General features: G+C 71.3%; 15 protein-coding genes. 9 read left to right on the top strand and 6 right to left on the bottom strand.

Going from position 1 to position 18,095, the window contains the following annotated elements; translation table 11 throughout:
* Positions 1–46: 46 nt before the first annotated feature.
* From yhfZ to ACF08M_RS21010, 8 genes are all read left to right on the top strand, one after another.
* Positions 47–985 (top strand): GntR family transcriptional regulator YhfZ, encoded by a 939-nt coding sequence (gene yhfZ / locus ACF08M_RS21045; protein WP_392186767.1) that lies wholly within the window; start codon positions 47–49, stop codon positions 983–985.
* A gap of 85 nt (positions 986–1,070) precedes the next feature.
* Positions 1,071–1,457, top strand: a complete 387-nt coding sequence (locus ACF08M_RS21040; protein ID WP_093899101.1) for a PRD domain-containing protein — start codon at positions 1,071–1,073, stop codon at positions 1,455–1,457.
* A 67-nt stretch (positions 1,458–1,524) separates the two neighbouring features.
* Complete coding sequence (locus ACF08M_RS21035; protein ID WP_392186766.1) at positions 1,525–1,881, top strand: DUF2620 domain-containing protein; 357 nt, start codon at positions 1,525–1,527, stop codon at positions 1,879–1,881.
* 41 nt (positions 1,882–1,922) lie between these two features.
* Complete coding sequence (locus ACF08M_RS21030) at positions 1,923–3,257, top strand: YhfT family protein (RefSeq protein WP_392186765.1); 1,335 nt, start codon at positions 1,923–1,925, stop codon at positions 3,255–3,257.
* Positions 3,258–3,292: 35 nt separating this feature from the next.
* Positions 3,293–4,240 carry a phosphotriesterase gene (locus tag ACF08M_RS21025; RefSeq protein ID WP_392186764.1) on the top strand — a complete coding sequence of 316 codons (948 nt, stop codon included), beginning with the start codon at positions 3,293–3,295 and terminating at the stop codon, positions 4,238–4,240.
* Between the two features lie 12 nt (positions 4,241–4,252).
* Positions 4,253–5,368, top strand: coding sequence for an aminotransferase class V-fold PLP-dependent enzyme (locus tag ACF08M_RS21020; protein ID WP_392186763.1), 1,116 nt, complete (start codon positions 4,253–4,255; stop codon positions 5,366–5,368).
* A 2-nt stretch (positions 5,369–5,370) separates the two neighbouring features.
* Complete coding sequence (locus tag ACF08M_RS21015; RefSeq protein ID WP_392186762.1) at positions 5,371–6,534, top strand: alanine racemase; 1,164 nt, start codon at positions 5,371–5,373, stop codon at positions 6,532–6,534.
* Positions 6,535–6,560: 26 nt separating this feature from the next.
* On the top strand, positions 6,561–7,802 hold the full coding sequence (locus ACF08M_RS21010) for a phosphopentomutase (RefSeq protein ID WP_392186761.1): 1,242 nt from the start codon (positions 6,561–6,563) through the stop codon (positions 7,800–7,802).
* Positions 7,803–7,861: 59 nt separating this feature from the next.
* On the opposite strand, the gene ffh is transcribed toward ACF08M_RS21010, so the two are convergent.
* The 5 genes from ffh to ACF08M_RS20985 form a co-directional block, all read right to left on the bottom strand.
* Positions 7,862–9,412 (bottom strand): signal recognition particle protein, encoded by a 1,551-nt coding sequence (gene ffh / locus ACF08M_RS21005; protein ID WP_392186760.1) that lies wholly within the window; start codon positions 9,410–9,412, stop codon positions 7,862–7,864.
* Positions 9,413–9,544: 132 nt separating this feature from the next.
* On the bottom strand, positions 9,545–12,001 hold the full coding sequence (locus ACF08M_RS21000; protein WP_392186759.1) for a [protein-PII] uridylyltransferase: 2,457 nt from the start codon (positions 11,999–12,001) through the stop codon (positions 9,545–9,547).
* Positions 12,002–12,124: 123 nt separating this feature from the next.
* Positions 12,125–12,463, bottom strand: coding sequence for a P-II family nitrogen regulator (locus ACF08M_RS20995; RefSeq protein ID WP_392186758.1), 339 nt, complete (start codon positions 12,461–12,463; stop codon positions 12,125–12,127).
* Positions 12,460–13,818, bottom strand: a complete 1,359-nt coding sequence (locus ACF08M_RS20990) for an ammonium transporter (protein ID WP_392186865.1) — start codon at positions 13,816–13,818, stop codon at positions 12,460–12,462. Before ACF08M_RS20990 ends, ACF08M_RS20995 begins: the two co-directional genes overlap by 4 nt.
* A gap of 369 nt (positions 13,819–14,187) precedes the next feature.
* The gene (locus tag ACF08M_RS20985; RefSeq protein WP_392186757.1) at positions 14,188–15,663 is read right to left on the bottom strand and encodes a hypothetical protein; all 1,476 of its coding nucleotides are present in this window, start codon (positions 15,661–15,663) and stop codon (positions 14,188–14,190) included.
* 426 nt (positions 15,664–16,089) lie between these two features.
* Here ACF08M_RS20985 and ACF08M_RS20980 point away from each other — a divergent pair, with 426 nt between their 5' ends.
* A complete protein-coding gene (locus ACF08M_RS20980) occupies positions 16,090–16,749 on the top strand; it encodes a bifunctional DNA primase/polymerase (RefSeq protein WP_392186756.1) in 660 nt (219 codons plus the stop codon).
* A gap of 92 nt (positions 16,750–16,841) precedes the next feature.
* Here the strand turns inward: ACF08M_RS20980 and ftsY are convergent, their stop codons facing one another.
* Complete coding sequence (ftsY, locus tag ACF08M_RS20975; protein WP_392186755.1) at positions 16,842–18,053, bottom strand: signal recognition particle-docking protein FtsY; 1,212 nt, start codon at positions 18,051–18,053, stop codon at positions 16,842–16,844.
* Positions 18,054–18,095 lie beyond the last annotated feature (42 nt).

The following is an 18,095-nucleotide window of genomic DNA, read 5'->3' as shown; positions in this document are numbered from 1 at the left end:
TTCGCGGACCTTGTCAATATCCAGAATCCTGTTTACTGTTTGGCTCGTGAACGACCTCGATGACCGCTTCCTCACCCGGAACGGCCTCGCCGCCCGGCAACTCGCCGTCCTGCTGCTCAACCATGAGCCGGACACCCGCCTGCCCCGCGTGCGCGACTTCGCCGAGGAGCTGGGCTGCGGAAACGGGACCGTTCAGGCAGCCCTGCAGCTGCTGGAGGATTCCGGGGCGATCGAGACGACCGCCCGCGGCCATCTCGGCACCTTCCTCGTCCACTCGGACCGCTCCGTCCTCTGGCGGCTGTCCGGACTCGGCACGCTGCTCGCCGCGATGCCGCTCCCGTACTCACGCAGGTACGAAGGCCTGGCGACCGGGTTGCGCAGCGCCTTCGAGGAAGCGGGCGCCCCGTTCGCGATCACGTTCATGCGGGGTGCCGGAGCCCGCACGACCGCGCTGCTGGAGGGCAAGGTCGACCTCGTCGTCCTGTCCCGCTTCGCGGCCGACCAGCTGATCGCCGAGCATCCGGTGGAGCTGGTGGCCGACCTGGGCCCCGCCACCTACGTCGGCGCACACGGCATGCTGCTGCGGCGCGGCGTCGACCCGGACTCCCCCGGGCTGCGGGTGGCCGTCGACCACACATCCGAGGATCTGCGGATGCTCGTGGAGCGGGTCTTCGCCGACCGGAAGGACATCGAGTGGCTGGAGGTCTCGTACATGCAGCTGCGCGATCTCTTCGCCCGCAACGAGGTCGACGCCACCGTCTGGAACCTGGATGAGGTGCAGGACCGGCTCGGGCTCGGCGTCGACGTGCTCCCGCTCGGCGACGAGGTCACCCGGGAGCTGTCGCTGCGCAACTCCCGCGCCGCCGTCATCGGCCGGACCGACGGGGCGAAGGCCCTCGCCGCGGTCCGGGACTCACTCGATCTGTCCCTGGTGACCCGGCTGCAGAGCGAAGTGCTGCGGGGCGAGCGCGTGCCCTCGTACTGACCGACGGGTCGGGTGACGTAGATCTCGCGGGACGCTGTGATCAAAATACAGAATCCTGGTTACTGTTGATTTTAGGAGGATCACCATGGACGACCAGCTCGCACTGCGGATCCAGCTCTTCCGCGAAGGCGGTCAGGTCCGGCCCGAGGTGGCCGACTTCGTCACCGCCGAGCTGACCGCCCTCGAAGCCGACGGCCGCACTGTCACCGAAGCGACCGCCGGCATGCTGACCAGCCATCTGATGATGGCGCTCACCCGGCTCCTCGACGGCGAACCGATCGAACAGTTCCTCACCGACGACCAGGTCGCCGCCGAACTGGCCGGACACCCCGACGCCGTCGAACGCGCCCGCGCCGTATCCGCGCGGGCCGAGCGGGAGCTCGGCGCCGCGCTCCCCGACTCCGAGGTCAACTTCCTCGGCATGCACCTCGCCGTCCTGGCCCAGCAGTCACCGGCCACCCCCACTTCCTGACCGGCCCCGGCGCGCGGAACGGACACGTCCCGGCACGCGGAAACAGACACAGAGAAAAGAGACAGCCATGACGAAGATCCTCACCGGTGGAGTCGGCAAGGTCGAGGTCGCCCAGGCCATCGGCAAGCTCGGGCTCGACTCCCTCGACGTCGCCACCTCCAGCGACATGGACGCCGCGATGAAGCTCCGTGCCGGACAGGCCGACTACTACCTCGGTACGTGCCACACCGGTGCCGGTGCCTCCCTCGGCGTCCTCGTCGGCCTCATGGGCAGCGCCGCGTGCCACACCTTCGGCCGCAGCGTGCCCACCGAGGAGGCGATCAGCGCCCTGATCGCCGACGGCAAGAAGGTCTTCGGCTTCTCGATGGACCAGATCGACGCCATCGCCCCACTCATGGCGCGCGCCATCGCCGCCCGCGGCTGATCCGTCCGCATCTCCCTGTCCCGGGCACGAAGGAGTGATCCGTGAGCACCACACTCGCCGCCGGTACCAGCCTTGATTTCACGCTGGCCCAGCAACTGACCGTGATAGCCCTCTGTGCGCTGACGGCGTACATCTCGCACATGGCTCTGGCCGTCTTCAACGACGGCGTACGTCCGTTCCTGCTGGACTTCATCCAGGGGCGCACCACCCGCAGCGCGACGACGGCGGTCTCCTTCGGCCTCTCCGCCGGGTTCATCTTCGGACTCGGCGCCCCAATGGCACTCTCCACCGGCGTGCTCAACCCGTGGCTCGTCTTCCTGCCCACCGACATCCTCGGCATGCTGGCGCCGAAGAAGTGGCTCGCGCCGATCCTCGGCGGCGCCTGGGGCGCGGTCGTCGTCTTCGGACTGAACGGCGCCAACAACGTCGCGCACGACCTGCCCGTCGACTTCATCACCGCCATGCAGCAGATGTCGACGCCGATCCTCTTCCTCTTCGCGCTGTTCCCGGTGCTCGCCATCACCAAGCAGTTCGGCCGCAAGTGGGGTTCCATCGCGGGAGTCCTGGAACTCGCTCTGGTGGTCATGACCATGAAGGTCTGGCCGAAGATGTTCGCCGGGTCGCTGGCCATGGCCGTCGGCGTGCTGATGCTGATCGCCCTGGCCGTCGCCAAGGACATGAAGCAGCGCAGGGCCGACCGGGCCGCGGGTGTCACCGAGGTCGTCCTGGCGGACGACCCGATGGCCTCGCTCTTCAGCGCCAGCGCGGCCCGCCTGCGCAGGTACCTCCCGCTGTTCATGGTGCTCGGTGCCGGCGTCTGTGTGCTGGCCCAGATGCACATATTCGGCGGCGGTGAAGCGACCAGCTTCCTGATCGCCAAGGGGCAGTACTCCGAGGCCGCCCAGGTCGACTTCTACCGGGTCTTCGGCTTCATCCCGCTGATCGCGACGACCGCGCTGGCCTCCGGCGCGTACGGCATCGCGGGATTCACGCTGGTGTACCCGATCGGCTACCTGATGCCGAACCCGTTCCTGGCAGCGGTCGTCGGCGCCGTCGTCTTCGCCGCTGAGGTCCTGGCCCTCTCGTACATCGGCAAGGTCCTCGGCAAGCTCCCCAGCGTCCGTGACTCCTCGGAGTACCTGCGCAGTTCGATCGGGGACACCCTGCAACTCGCGATCCTCTTCGGCTCGCTGATGGCCGCCAACGCCATGGGCGGCGGACTCGGCATCCTCGTCGTCGGCGGGCTCTACCTGTTGAACGAGGCGATGGGCCGGCCGGTCGTGAAGATGGCCGCCGCTCCGGCCGCGGTCATCGTCGGCGGCATCCTCCTCAACGTCCTGTACTGGCTCGACCTGTTCACCCCGATCAAGGGCTGAGGCCGGGTACATACACGAAGAAGGAACCCCCCACGATGAACCACCCCGCACCGCCCGTCCTGCGCACCGTCGTCGGCGATATCGCAGCCGATTCCGTGGCCGGCCCCGCCCTCGCCCATGAGCACCTCGTCCTCGATCTGGACCACAGGGGCGACGGCGCGGCCGTCCTCGACCCGGGCCGCCACTCCGCGGCGGTCACGGCCGAACTCGCCGCCCTGCGCGCCGAGTTCGGTCTCTCCCTCGTCGTCGAACTGACCTGCCGCGGCATGGGCCGCGATGTCCGCGCCCTGGCCCGCATCGCCCGGGACGCGCGGATCGCCGTCGTAGCCGCGACCGGCTGGTACTACGAGCCCTTCCACACCCCCGAGATCGACGGCAGCAGCGTCGAGCAGCTCACCGGCGCGCTCGTCCGGGAGATCGACGGCGGTATCGGCGCCACCGGCATCCGCCCCGGTGTTCTCGGCGAGATCGGCAGCCACGGCGACACCCCGACCGCGCCCGAGGCCAAGGTGCTGCGCGCCAGTGCGCGGGCCGCCCTCGCCACCGGCCTCTCCGTCGCCACCCACGCCCAGCTCGGCCGCGGCGGAATCGCCCAGCTGGAGCTGCTGGCCAAAGAGGGCCTGCCGGCCCATCGCATCAGCATCGGCCACCAGGATCTGCTCGACGACCCCGCCGTCCACCAGGAGCTCGCGGCGAGCGGGGCGTACGTCGCGTTCGACACCGTCGGCAAGGACGGCTACCAGAGTGACGAAACCCGGCTGCGGCTGCTGCTCGCCCTCGTCGAGGCCGGGCACGCCCACCGGGTGCTGCTCAGCTGCGACATCTCCCGCCACGGCTATCTCCTCGACGAGGGCGGCCGGGGATACGGGCATCTCTTCCGGAGCTTCCTGCCCGAGGTCCGTGCGGCCGGTGTCGACGACGACGTGATCGACCTGATGACCCGCCGTAATCCGCTCCGCTTTCTGACCGGCGCACACGCGTGAGGAGTTCTGACCATGAGCCCTGTACTTCCGCAGACCTTCCCGCTCGCGACGGTGGGACTGGATGACGCGATCGCCAGACAGTTCCGGCTCCTGGAGGCCACCGCCGCGCACTTCGAGGGCCCCCAGCTCTTCGACGCGGACGCCGGCGTAGTCCCCGGTCTCGGCCGCCCCCGCACCACCGCCCGCGTCGAAGCCGTACTCGCGGACTTCTTCGGCGCCGAGGACGCCGCCTTCGTCCAGGGCGCGGGCACCGGCGCGATCCGCGCCGCCCTGGGCGCCGCCGTGCGGGCGGGCGACCCGCTGCTCATCCACCGGGCCCCCGTCTACCGCACCACCGAGGTCACACTGCGCGGCATCGGTGTACGGACCGTCGAGGTCGACTTCAACGACGCGCGGGCGCTGCACGAGGCCCTGGAGTCCGGCCGGTTCCGATGGGCCTACGTCCAGCACACCCGGCAGCGGCTGGCCGACTCGTACGACCCCGCGGAGGTCCTCTCCGCCTGCCGGGCCGCCGAAGTCCGCACCCTCGTCGACGACAACTACGCCGTCATGCGCACCCCCGCCTCGGGAGTGGAGCTCGGCGCCGACGCCTCCTGCTTCTCCCTGTTCAAACTGCACGGCCCCGAAGGCGTCGGCATCGTGGTCGGCGCCCGCGATCTGGTCGGGCACATCCGCCGCGACAACTACTCCGGCGGCGGACAGGTCCAGGGCCATCAGGCGCTCGACGCCCTGCGCGCCCTCACCCACGTACCGGTCATGTGGTCCGTGCAGTCCCGGGTCGGCGCCGAGGTCGCCGAACGGCTGGCCGCGGGCGAAGTGGACGGCGTCGCCGAGGTACGGATCGCCAACGCCCAGGACCGCTGCCTGCTCGTCCGCCTCGACCGCCCGGTCGCGAAGGAACTGCCCGCCGTCGCCGCCCGCTTCGGAGCCGCCTCCTATCCCGTCGGCTCCAATTCGCGCTATGAGATCGCGCCGCTCTTCTACCGGATGTCCAGCTCCGCCCTGGACGACTCCCCCGAGCTGGCCGACTGGACCGTACGCATCAACCCGATGCGGGCGGGCGCGGATCTCGTCATCGATGTCCTGCGCCGCTCGCTCGCCGTGCTGAACGACCCGAAGGACGACTGACCGTGTTTCTCGACACCGTGCTCACCCGCAACCCCGAGCTCGTCGACGCCGCGGCCACCCTTCACCGGCGTGGCGAGATCCCGCCCGACACCTACGTGATGGACCTCGACGCCGTCGAGACGAACGCCGCGCTGCTGGCGGCCGAGGCCGAACAGGTCGGCATCGGCCTCTGGTTCGTCGTCAAACAGCTGGGCCGCAACCCCGAGCTGATCAGGGCCGTCGCCCGGCACATCCCCGAGTTCGCCGCCATCGACCCGGCCGAGGCCCGCACCCTGCACGCCGCGGGCGCACGGGCCGGCAACCTCGGCCACCTGGTCCAGATCCCCCGCCGCGCACTGCCCGAAATGCTGGCCTGGCGCCCCGGGACCGTCACCGTGTTCGACCTCGCCAACGCCCGGGCCGTGTCCGAGACCGCCCAGCGGCTCGGCTTCGTCCAGGACGTTCTCGTACGGCTCGAAGGCGCCGAGGGCACCGTCTACCCCGGCCAGGAGGGCGGCGTTCCGCTCGGCCGCCTCGACTCGTTCGCCGAAGCGGCCGAGCAGCTGCCCGGCATCCGGATCGCGGGCGTCACCGCCTTCCCCTGCGTCCTGTGCGACCCTGCGACCGGCATCCCCCGTGCCACCCCCAACTTCGCGCTCGCCCTCAAGGCCCGCGAAGTTCTGGCCGCCCGGGGACACGAGTGCCTGAAGCTGAGCGCCCCCAGCGCGACCTCGATGGCGTCCCTCCCGCTGCTCGCCGAACTCGGCGCCACCCACGGCGAACCCGGCCACGCCCTCACCGGCACCACCCCGCTGCACGCTCTCGACCCGCAGCAGCCCGAGAAGCCCGCGTACGTGTACGTCAGCGAGATCGCCCACACCCTCGACGACGGCCGCCCGGCGATCCGCGGCGGCGGCTTCTACGCCCGGTCCCACATCCGCAGCGCCCTGCTGCCGCGCACCGGCGCACGCCTCGGCGTACAGGACGCACCCGCCGAGAACATCGACTACTACCGGCTGCTCGACGCTCCCGCCGACAGCCAGGACGCCCGGCTCGGCGACACCGCACTGCTCGCCTTCCGTACCCAGATCTTCGTCACCCGCTCGACCGTCGCCGTCGTCTCCGGGCTCGCCTCCGGCACACCCGGGCTGCGCGGTCTGTACGACGCCCAGGGACGGGCCCTGTAAAGCCGACCCCTGAACAGGAGGCACCCATGGCCAAGACCGTCATCGTCGTCATCGACGGATTCGGCATCGGCGCCATGCCCGACGCGGGCACCTTGCGCCCCGGCGATCTCACCGCCGACACCTGCGGACACGTCCTCGACCACTGCCGCACGGCCCTCGGCCGGCCGCTGCGCCTGCCGGTACTCGGCGCGCTGGGTCTCGGCCTGGTCCACCCGCACCAGGACCTCGCCCGCCGTACCCGTCTGCCCGTCGCCGCGGGCCGCGCCGCGCTCGGCTATCCCGGCGCCGACACCTTCGCGGGCCACCAGACGATGATGGGCGCCGACTTCAGCCGGGTCACCGTGGCCCGGCTCGCCGGCCATCTGGCCGAGGTGGCCGCCGCCCTCGAAGCGGCCGGCCACCGCGTCGAAGCGCTGGACGGCAAGCCGCTCCTCGTCGTCGACGGCGCGGTCCTCGTCCACGACAACCTGGAGGCCGACCCCGGGATCAACTGGAACGCCTCCGGCCGCCTGGAGGACCTGTCCTTCGACGGCCCCGGCGGAATCCTCGCCGTCGCCCGTACCGTCCGCGCGGTCGCGCCCGTCGCCCGGGTCATCGCGGTCGGCGGCCACGCGGACGGCCCGCTGAGGCAGTTCGTGCGCCCCGGCGATGCGGGAACCGTCGGACTCGACACCCCCGCCACCGGCTTCTACCGCAATGGCGGCCTGGAAGTCCAGCACCTGGGCGCCGAGCTCGACCACACACGCCAGCTCCCCGGTCTGGCCGCCCGCGCCGGCATCCCGGTCACCCTGGTGGGGAAGGCCGCCGACATCCTGGCCTGCGAGGCGGCGCGGCGACACCCGGCGGTGAAGACCGCCGACGTGCTCTGCCACACCCTCGAAGCGGTACGCGCCCCCGGCGACGCGCTCGTCGTCGCCAACGTCCAGGAGACCGACCTGTCGGGGCACCAGCAGGACACCGAGCGCTACGGACACCTCCTGGAGCAGGTGGACTCCGGGCTCGCCGGGCTCGTGGCGCTGCTCGACAGCCCCGGCGACCGGCTGATCGTCACCGGCGACCACGGGAACGACCCCACGATCGGGCACGCCTACCACACCCGCGAGTACGTGCCGGTGCTGATCCACCGGCCCGGCACGGACGGCGTGGAACTGCTGCCGGACGCGGACAGCCTCGCGGATGTGGGCGCCACCGCGGCCGCTGCGCTGTCCCTGGACCCGGCGGAGCTGGCCAACGGCACGGCGCTGCGGCCGGGACCGCACGCCGCATAGGAACATGCGCAGGGGGCGCCCACCGCTGGTGGGCGCCCCCTGCGCATGTCGTCGGGCGGTCAGCCCATGAACTTCTTGAACTCGTCCGGCAGCTCGAAGTTCTTGTCGTCCTGAGCGGGCAGACCGAACGCGCCGCCCTGCGCCGCCGCCTGCTCGCGACGGGCCGCCGCGGCCTGCTCCTCGGCCTTGCGCTTCATCGGGTTGCCGCTCTTGCGCTTGCCCTTGGCCTGCTTGACCTGCTTCTTCTGCCGACCGGGACCGCCGCCCATGCCCGGCATCCCGGGCATCCCCGGCATGCCGCCGCCCTGCGCCATCTTCGACATCATCTTGCGCGCGTCGAAGAACCGCTCCACCAGGTTCTTCACGGCGCTGACCTCGACGCCGGAGCCCTTGGCGATACGGGCGCGGCGCGAGCCGTTGATGATCGTCGGCTCGGCGCGCTCCTTCGGGGTCATGGACTTGATGATCGCGGCGGTACGGTCCACGTCGCGCTCGTCGATGTTGTTGATCTGGTCCTTGATCTGCCCCATGCCGGGCAGCATCCCGAGCAGCTTGGAGATGGAGCCCATCTTCCGGACCTGCTCCATCTGGGCCAGGAAGTCGTCGAGCGTGAAGTCCTTGCCCTTGCTGGACGCCAGCTTGGAGGCCATTTTGGCGGCCTCTTCCTGGCTGAAGGTCTTCTCCGCCTGCTCGATCAGGGTGAGCAGGTCACCCATGTCGAGAATGCGGGACGCCATGCGGTCGGGGTGGAAGGCGTCGAAGTCCGCCAGCTTCTCACCGTTCGACGCGAACATGATCTGCTTGCCCGTGACATGGGCGATCGACAGGGCCGCACCACCGCGGGCGTCACCGTCGAGCTTGGAGAGCACCACCCCGTCGAAGCCGACGCCGTCGCGGAAGGCCTCGGCGGTGTTGACCGCGTCCTGGCCGATCATCGCGTCGACGACGAAGAGGATCTCGTCGGGGCTGACGGCGTCGCGGATGTCCGCGGCCTGCTGCATCAGCTCCTGGTCGATGCCGAGGCGGCCGGCGGTGTCGACGATCACGACGTCGTACTGCTTGGAGCGGGCGTGCTCGATCGAGTCCTTGGCGACCTGGACCGGGTCGCCGACGCCGTTGCCCGGCTCCGGCGCGTACACCGCGACACCGGCACGGTCGGCCACGACGCTGAGCTGGTTCACGGCGTTGGGGCGCTGGAGGTCACAGGCGACGAGCAGCGGGGAGTGGCCCTGGCCCTTGAGCCAGAGGCCGAGCTTTCCGGCGAGGGTGGTCTTACCGGCACCCTGGAGACCGGCGAGCATGATCACGCTGGGCGGGTTCTTGGCGAACCGCAGCCGCCGGGTCTCGCCGCCGAGGATGCCCACGAGCTCCTCGTTGACGATCTTGACGACCTGCTGGGCGGGATTCAGCGCCTGGGAGACCTCGACGCCGCGCGCCCGCTCCTTGACGTTGCCGATGAAGGCGCGGACGACGGGCAGCGCGACATCCGCTTCGAGCAGGGCGATACGGATCTCGCGGGCCGTGGCATCGATGTCCGCCTCGGACAAGCGGCCCTTGCCCCGAAGATTCTTGAAAGTCGCGGCAAGGCGGTCGGAGAGAGTATCGAACACGGCGCTCGTCGGTCCTCAGGGTCGGGGGCGGGGCAGGTCATTCGTCCCCAAGGGTATCCGGACCCCGGAAAACACCAAGCCCTCGTCCGGTTCTCATGGGCGCACGGGGGCCGGTGGGCGCGGCAGCGGGGCTCAGCCCAGCGCCTCCTCGACCTCGCGGGCCACCTCCGCGGCCCGAACCACGGGCAGCGGCCCACCGCCCGCATCCGTGACGTAGAACGCGTCCACCGCGTTCGCCCCCAGCGTCGACACATGCGCGCTGCGCACCCGTACCTCGCTCTGTTCCAGCGCCCGGCCGATCCGGTGCAGCAGGCCCGGGGCGTCCTGGGCCCGTACCTCGATCACCGTTGCCAGCCGTGAGGCGGCCGCCGCGACCGTCACCCTCGGCGGCGGGGCCTTCACCCCGCGCCGTCTCGGGTAGGCGGCCTCGCGTTCGGCGAGGCGGGCACGGATGTCGAGGGAGCCGTCCAGGGCGCGTACGAGATCGGCGCGGAGCCGGGTGGCCTGCGGCAGGGAGCCGTACGCGGCCGCGACCCGCCAGCTGAGCAGCAGACCGGCGGATTCGCCCGTGCCGGGTTCGGTGGGCAGTTTCACGGCGCGCAGTTCGGCCGCGCGCACGGTGAGACGGTGCAGGGCGAGGACGCCGGCCGCGGCGGGCAGCACGCCGGGGCGGTCGGGCAGGGCGATGAGCAGCTCGACTCCGACGGGCTCCGGTTCGCCGCGCTCGTTCGGGGTCCCGGCCTGGGCGTGCAGCGCCAGGACGGGGCCGCCGGTCCGCAGGGCCTCGATGACGAGGCGTTCCTGTTCGGCGTCGGCCGCGGCGGGTTCCGGCTCTTCCGGGGCCTGCCCGGCGAGCACGGCGGCGACCCGTTCGACGAGGTCACAGACGAGGGAGGCGCGCCAGGTGGACCATGCCGCGGGCCCGGTGGCGAGCGCGTCGGCCTCGGTGAGGGCGTGCAGCAGCTCCAGCGTGGCGGGGGTGGAGACGGCGGCGGCGACGGAGCGGACGGTCGCCGGGTCGTCGAGGTCGCGGCGGGTGGCGGTCTCGATGAGCAGCAGGTGGTGGCGTACGAGGGTGGCGATGACACCCACGTCGTGCTGGTCGAAGCCGATCCGGGCGGCCATGTCGCGGGCGATGACCTCACCGGCGGCACAGTGGTCGCCGGGCCAGCCCTTGCCGATGTCGTGCAGGAGCGCGGCGACGAGGAGGAGGTCGGGCCGGCCGACCCGACGGGTGAGGGAGGAGGCGTGTACGGCCGTCTCGACGAGGTGGCGGTCGACGGTCCAGGTGTGGACGGGGTTGCGCTGGGGGCGGCAGTGGACGCGTTCCCAGTCGGGGAGCAGCCGGGTGATCAGCCCTTCGGCTTCGAGGGCTTCCCAGACGGGGACGGTCGCCTCGCCCGCGCCGAGGAGGGTGACGAGTTCCTCACGGGCCTCGGCGGGCCAGGGCACCGGCAGCGGGCGTGCGGTCGCGGCGAGGTGGCGTACGACGTGTCGGGAGAGCGGGAGTGCGGACTGGGCGGCCGCGGCGGCGGCGCGCAGGACGAGGACGGGATCGCGTTCGGGTCGGGCGGTGCGGGCGAGGACGGCTTCGCCCTCGGCCTCGACGACGCCGTCGGCGAGCGGGGTGCGTTCCGGGGCGGTTGCCCTGCCGCCGCCCAGCATGGCGCGCAGCCGGGGCCGCACGGACCGGGCGCGGAGCACACGGTCGACTTCGCGCCAGGTGACGTCGGTGGCGTACGAGACGGTGCGGGCCGCTTCGTACACCTGGCGGAGCAGGGCGTCCGCGTCGAGGAGGCCGAGGGCGGCGGCGACCTGGTCCTGTTCCTGGAGGCCGAGGCGGTCGGTGGCCCGGCCGGTGGTGAGGTGGAGGGCGTCGCGGGCGTCGAGGAGCGTGCGGCGGGCTTCGACGAGTCCCTCGCGGGGGGCGTCGGCGACCCAGGAGGCGGCGACCGCACGCAGGGCGGTGGCGTCGCGCAGCCCGCCGCGGGCCTCCTTGAGGTCGGGTTCGAGGAGGAACTGGAGCTCGCCCTGGCGTTCGGCGCGTTCGCGGCAGAGTCCTTGGAGGGCGGGGAGGCGTTGGGGGGCCTGGTTGCGCCAGTCGGCGAGGATCGCGGTGCGCAGGGCGGCGACGAGGCCGAGGTCTCCGGCGACGGGGCGGGCGTCGAGCAGTCCGAGATGGACCTTGAGGTCCTCGCCGGCCGTTGTGCGGGCTTCGGCGGCGGTGCGTACGGAGTGGTCGAGGGCGAGGCCGAGGTCCCAGACGGGGTACCAGATGCGGTCGGCGAGGGAGGCGACGGCAGCGGCGTCGGCCTTGCCGTCGTGCAGGAGCAGCAGGTCGAGGTCGCTGCGGGGGGAGAGTTCGCCCCGTCCGTAGCCGCCGACGGCGACGAGCGCGGCGCCGCGGACGCCGGTCTGCCCGGCGGCGGTGGTGAACAGCGCGGTGAGCCAGTCGTCGGTGAGCGCCGCGAGGGCCGCGCGGCGCGGCGGCCCGGACCGCGCCTTCTCCCGGAGGAGGCGCAGCCGGGCCGCCGCGTAGCCGCTGGGCTCCGGGCCGTCGGATTCGGTGGTCACTTCGGTGCTCGTCACCCGGCTGCCTTTCGTTTCGGGACCTCCGGTCTTCGGGACCGTCAGTCTTCGGACCTGCCGGTCTTCGGACCTGTCGGTCTTCGGAACTGTCGGTCTTCGGCCGGTGGCCTTCGGGACCGCAGGTCAGAGGGCGTCCGGGCCGCGTTCGCCCGTCCGTACGCGCACCGCCGTGTCGACCGGCACGCTCCAGACCTTTCCGTCACCGATCTTGCCGGTCCGGGCGGCCTTCACGACGACGTCGATGAGCTGTTCGGAGTCCTCGTCCTCGACCAGGATCTCGATGCGGATCTTGGGGACGAGGTCGACGGTGTACTCGGCACCCCGGTAGACCTCGGTGTGGCCGCGCTGACGCCCGTATCCGCTGGCTTCCGTGACCGTGAGGCCCTGGATGCCGAAGGTCTGGAGGGCCTCCTTGATCTCGTCGAGCCGGTGAGGCTTCACGACTGCGGTGATGAGCTTCATACGTCCACCTTCTTGGTCTTCGGTGCTGCCGTCGTACCCGGTGCCGTCGCGGAGGCCGTGGTGCGCGGGGCCGCGCCGCCGCCCGCGCCGCTGAAGTCGTAGGCGGTCTCCGCGTGTTCGACCCGGTCGATGCCGGAGATCTCGTCGTCCTCGTCGACCCGCATCCCGATCGTCCGGTCGAGGAGGAGGGCGAGGATCGCGGAGACGACGAGAGAGTAGGCGAGGACCGCGAAGACTCCGACGGCCTGCTTGCCGAGCTGGTCGAAGCCACCGCCGTAGAAGAGGCCCTTGGCGTCGGACTGGACGCCACCGGTGGCGAAGAGGCCGACGAGGAGGGACCCGGCGACCCCGCCGACGAGGTGGACGCCGACGACGTCCAGGGAGTCGTCGTAGCCGAACCTGTACTTCAGTCCGACGGCCATGGCGCAGAGGACTCCGGCGACGGCGCCGACCGCGATGGCGCCGAGCGGGCTGACCGCGCCGCCCGACGGTGTGATGGCCACGAGGCCCGCGACCGCGCCGGAGGCCGCGCCGAGGGTGGTGAAGGAGCCGTGCCGGAGCTTCTCGTACCCGAGCCAGGCGAGCATCGCGGCGGCGGTGGCGACCTGGGTGTTGACGAACATGACCGCGCCGACGCCGTCGTCGTTGCCGAGCCACGAGCCGGCGTTGAAGCCGAACCAGCCGAACCAGAGCAGTCCGGCGCCGAGCATCACGAGCGGCAGGCTGTGCGGTCGCATCGGGTCCTTCTGGAAGCCGACGCGCTTGCCGATGACGAGGATCACGCCGAGCGCCGCGGCTCCCGCGTTGATGTGGACGGCCGTACCACCGGCGAAATCGATCACGCCGAGCTCGTACAGCCAGCCGCCCGCGCCCCAGACCCAGTGGGCGACGGGGAAGTAGACGACGGTTACCCAGAGCGTGATGAACAGGGCCCAGGAGGTGAACTTCACCCGGTCGGCGAGGGCGCCGCTGATCAGGGCGGGGGTGATGACGGCGAACATCAGCTGGAAGACGGCGAAGACGTAGACGGGGATCGTGTGGCCGTCCCAGAGCTGGGTGAGGCCGATTCCGCTGAGGCCGAGGTAGTCCGAGCTCCAGCCGAGGACGGATCCGATGTCGGTGCCGAAGGCGAGGCTGAATCCGTAGAGCACCCACAGGAGCGTGACGATCCCGAGGCTGATGAAGCTCATCATCAGCATGTTGAGGGTGCTCTTGACGCGGACCATGCCCCCGTAGAAGAAGGCCAGGGCCGGGGTCATGAGCATCACCAGGGCGGAGCAGATGAGCATGAACCCGGTGTTGGCGGCAGACAGCGTCGGGGTGTCTGCGGCAAGCGTCGTGATGCCTGGGGGCATCGGCGTCTCCTCGTCGTCGGTGCGGCCGCGTACGGGCGGGATGAGCGGCACCACGTGCGGGACCACTGGGGAAAAGGTGTGGGCCGGTCATGCGCCACGAGATTCGCCCAGCACGGTTTCCGCCGGTGCCGCACGGTGTTTCGCGGCGGTGACGAAGAGGTCCGGTGTGTTACGACGCCATGAACCTGCGAGGGCGCGCCCGGGGCCGGGTCTGCTCTGCGGCCACGGCCGCATACGGTGCGGTGACGACTCTCCCGTACGGAAGCGGCAACGCGAACCGGCCACGCCGACCACCCGCTGACCCGGCGATGGGGGAGCCGAAGTCGGTCTGTTCGGGGTGGTCGTCGTGGCCGGGGCCGGGGGTGCGGTTCAGACCGCTTCGGCGGTTTCGGGCAGCTGCTCGGTGAGAAGACCCGTGAGCCTGGCGACTTCGGGAATGTCCCCGAAGTCGCGGGCCGCGGTGTCGACGGTCTTGCGGAGCCGGGTGTTGACGCGCTCGGAGCGGATCTTCTTGGCGACGCGCAGCGCCTTCTCGGCCGGCACCGTGGACTGTTCGGGCTCGCGCTGGAGGAGGTGGACGGTGGCGAGTCCGATCAGGTTGAGCGCGTAGGACCGCTGGTGCTCGTCGTCCTCGCCGAAGAGCTGGACCGCTTTCGCCATCAGAGGTTCGGCGAGCGTCGCATACGTGGGACTGCGGCCCGCGACATAGGCGAGGTCGCGGAAGGAGTGGGAGTTCTCGCCGTTGAGCTCCGCCTCCGAGAAGAACCGGATCCAGTCGGGCTCGGGCTCGCCGTCGATCCCGATGTCGTCGAAGGTGTCCTCGGCCATCCGGACGGCTCGTTTGCACTTGCTGGGCTGGCCCATGTTGGCGTACGCGCGGGCCTCCAGCGCATACAGCATGGCCTGGGTGCGCGGGGTGGCGCAGTCCCGGCTGCCGTACTGCGCGAGATGGATGAGTTCGAGGGCGTCGTCGGGCCGTCCGAGGTGGATCATCTGGCGGCTCATGCTGGACAGAACATACGAACCGAGCGGTTTGTCGCCGGCCTCTTTCGACGCGTGGAGCGCCAGGACGAAGTACTTCTGGGCGGTGGGCTGGAGGCCGACGTCGTAGCTCATCCAGCCGGCCAGCTCCGCCAGTTCGGCCGCGCAGCGGAAGAGCCGCTTGGCGGTGGCCGCCGGCTGCGGCTCCTGAAGCAGGTCGGTGACCTCGTGGAGTTGTCCGACGACGGCCTTGCGGCGCAGTCCGCCGCCGCACTGCGCGTCCCACTGGCGGAACATCGCGGTGGTGGACTCCAGCAGGTCGAGTTCGGGGCCGGAGAGCCGCGAGGGACGGCGGGCCGCGGCAGCCGATTCCGGTTCCGTGGTTTCGCCGGCGGCGACGGGCACCAGCCAGCGCTGCATGGGCTCGATGAGGGCGGGGCCCGCGGCCAGGGCGAGCGAGGAACCGAGGAACCCGCGGCGGGCGAGCATGAGGTCGCTGCGGGAGAACTCGCTCAGCAGGGCGACGGTCTGCGGACCCGCCCAGGGCAGATCGACGCCGGCCACGGACGGTGACTGGTGCGCGGAACGCAGTCCGAGGTCCTCGACGGCGACGACGGAGCCGAAACGCTCCGAGAAGAGCTCGGAGAGGATGCGCGGGATCGGCTCACGCGGCTGCTCGCCGTCGAGCCAGCGCCGCACCCGGGAGGTGTCGGTACTGATGTGGTGGGCGCCCATCTGGCGTGCCCGGCGGTTCACCTGCCGTGCCAGCTCACCCTTCGACCAGCCGCTGCGCACGAACCACGAGCTCAATTGCCCGTTGGGGCGCTTACCGGCATTCGAATCGCCTGCGCCGCTGCCACTCACTGGAAGGCCCCCATCCCGCTGAAAGCTGTCGCGCGAACCAAAAATCAGAATGCCCCGATCCGATGCTGCCCATACGGGGGCTGCGCACGATCGAAACAGGAAATCGGGTTGCCCCGGGCATACCCATGGGCGCACATACTTCCATGGTTCGCGTACCGACGGTAATCCTACGATCACCCGCCCAGCGAGGGCGCTTGCAGAAACGCCACCATTCGCCACCCCTTCGGATGAACACCGGCGCCACGGGGCGCGATTCACTTGACACTCGGCGATCAACAGTTGGCGCAGCGATGCATGACAAGGCGCGTGGACCACGTCGCACGCCCCCGAGCGCGCCGGGCGCACCACGGATCTCCGACGACTACGGAGCGCTACGATTCCGCCCCTCGTCGTAACCACCAGTGAGTCGGACCCGTTGGAGGAGGCATGGGCTTCACGATCGGCGGCATCCGTGAGATGCGCACCGGCTCACGGCGTCGCGGCCGTGCGGCCGAGTGCACCGCAGTGGCCGAGTACACGGGACTGTGGGGCTGGGCCGTCGCGCCAGGAGCGAGAACAGCGGGCGGCCGCTGTTCGTGCGGGGAGGCACGGTGCCCCTCCCCCGGTGCCCATCCGCTGGACTTCGCCCCCGAGGTCCCCGCGGGCGCCACACTCGACACGGCGGCGGACGCCTGGGCCCGGGTGCCGGGCGCCTCGATGCTGCTGCCGGTGGGCCGCGCCTTCGACATCCTCGACGTCGCCGAGGCGGCCGGGCGCCGGGCCCTGGTCCGCCTGGAACGGATGGGGCTGCCGCTCGGCCCGGTCGCGGTGACACCGGCCGGGCGGGCGCAGTTCTTCGTCGCCCCCGGGGCGGCCGCCGAGCTCCCACAGCTGCTGTACCGGATGGGCTGGGACGACGCGGGCCTGGATCTGCGGGCGCTGGGGGCCGGCTGCCACATCACCGCTCCGCCGTCCGACGAAGGCGGTCTCGGCCCCGTCCGGTGGCTGCGCCCGCCGGTGCTGGACACCGCGGCCACCCCTCCGCAGGCACGGCTGCTGCTGGGCACACTGGCGTACAGCTGCCATCGCACGCCCCTGCGCGGCTGAGAGCCTGTCGGCCCGCGGCAGGGAGAGCCGGGAAAAGAGCCCGACCGCAGGGCATCCTGCGGTCGGGCTCTTCTGCGTGCGCGTGAGGTGGTTCAGTCTCCGATCAGGGCGTCCACGAACGCCTCGGACTCGAACGGGGCCAGGTCGTCGGGTCCCTCGCCGAGGCCGATCAGCTTCACCGGTACGCCCAGTTCGCGCTGGACGGCGACGACGATGCCGCCCTTGGCGGTGCCGTCCAGCTTGGTGAGCACGATGCCGGTGATGTCGACGACCTCGGCGAACACCCGGGCCTGCACCAGGCCGTTCTGTCCGGTCGTGGCGTCGAGGACGAGCAGGATCTCGTCGAGCGGCCCGTGCTTCTCGACGACCCGCTTGACCTTGCCGAGCTCGTCCATGAGCCCGGTCTTGGTGTGCAGCCGTCCCGCGGTGTCGATGAGGACGACATCGGCGCCCTCGGCGATGCCCTCCTTCACCGCGTCGAAGGCGATCGACGCGGGGTCGCCGCCCTCGGGGCCGCGCACGGTCCGGGCGCCGACCCGCTCGCCCCAGGTCTGGAGCTGGTCGGCGGCGGCGGCCCGGAAGGTGTCGGCCGCGCCGAGCACGACGCTGCGGCCGTCGGCGACGAGCACGCGGGCCAGCTTGCCGGTGGTGGTGGTCTTGCCGGTTCCATTGACGCCGACGACCATCACGACACCGGGGGTGTCGACACCGCTCTCCGTCTTGACCGCGCGGTCGAAGTCGGTGCCGAGCAGGGTGAGGAGCTCCTCGCGCAGCAGCGCCCGAAGCCCTTCGGGGGTACGGGTGCCGAGGACACGGACGCGTTCACGCAGCCGCTCCACCAGTTCCTGGGTGGGCGCGACGCCGACATCGGCGGTGAGGAGGGTGTCCTCGATCTCCTCCCAGGTGTCCTCGTCGAGGTTGTCGCGGGACAGGAGCGTGAGCAGCCCCTTGCCGAGGGAGTTCTGCGAGCGGGCGAGCCGGGCGCGCAGCCGTACCAGCCGGCCGGCGGTGGGCTCGGGCACTTCGACGGCGGGGGCGGCGGGCGCCTGGGGCCCGACGGCCTCGGGGGCTTCCTCGGCGGGAGCCTCGGCCGAAGGAGCGCCGACCTCTTCGATGGTGCGGCGCGGTTCCTCGCGCGGCACTTCGGCTTCCTCGCCGACATGGGGCTCGGCGGGAGGAGTGATGGTCGGCGTGCTCGACGGCGCCGGGGGCAGCTGCTTCTTCTTGCGGCTGCTGACCACGAGCCCGCTGATCACGCCGACCGCGACCAGGGCGATGACTACAGCAAGGATGACGAATTCCATAACGCTCCCAGTATCAGTCACGGCCGCCCGCGCGGGCCGTCC

Origin of the sequence: Streptomyces sp. NPDC015032 (genome assembly GCF_043080425.1) — a bacterium.
Lineage (GTDB): Bacteria > Actinomycetota > Actinomycetes > Streptomycetales > Streptomycetaceae > Streptomyces.
The sequence above is the reverse complement of the archived record's forward strand: the minus strand, read 5'-3'. Positions and strand labels throughout refer to the sequence as shown.

Coding starts and splice junctions, on each gene's coding strand:
- ACF08M_RS21040 (WP_093899101.1), top strand. CDS start 1,071: ATGGACGACCAGCTCGCACTGCGGATCCAGCTCTTCCGCGAAGGCGGT.
- ACF08M_RS21035 (WP_392186766.1), top strand. CDS start 1,525: ATGACGAAGATCCTCACCGGTGGAGTCGGCAAGGTCGAGGTCGCCCAG.
- ACF08M_RS21025 (WP_392186764.1), top strand. CDS start 3,293: ATGAACCACCCCGCACCGCCCGTCCTGCGCACCGTCGTCGGCGATATC.
- ACF08M_RS21020 (WP_392186763.1), top strand. CDS start 4,253: ATGAGCCCTGTACTTCCGCAGACCTTCCCGCTCGCGACGGTGGGACTG.
- ACF08M_RS21010 (WP_392186761.1), top strand. CDS start 6,561: ATGGCCAAGACCGTCATCGTCGTCATCGACGGATTCGGCATCGGCGCC.
- ACF08M_RS20995 (WP_392186758.1), bottom strand. CDS start 12,463: ATGAAGCTCATCACCGCAGTCGTGAAGCCTCACCGGCTCGACGAGATC.
- ACF08M_RS20990 (WP_392186865.1), bottom strand. CDS start 13,818: ATGCCCCCAGGCATCACGACGCTTGCCGCAGACACCCCGACGCTGTCT.
- ACF08M_RS20980 (WP_392186756.1), top strand. CDS start 16,090: ATGGGCTTCACGATCGGCGGCATCCGTGAGATGCGCACCGGCTCACGG.
- ftsY (WP_392186755.1), bottom strand. CDS start 18,053: ATGGAATTCGTCATCCTTGCTGTAGTCATCGCCCTGGTCGCGGTCGGC.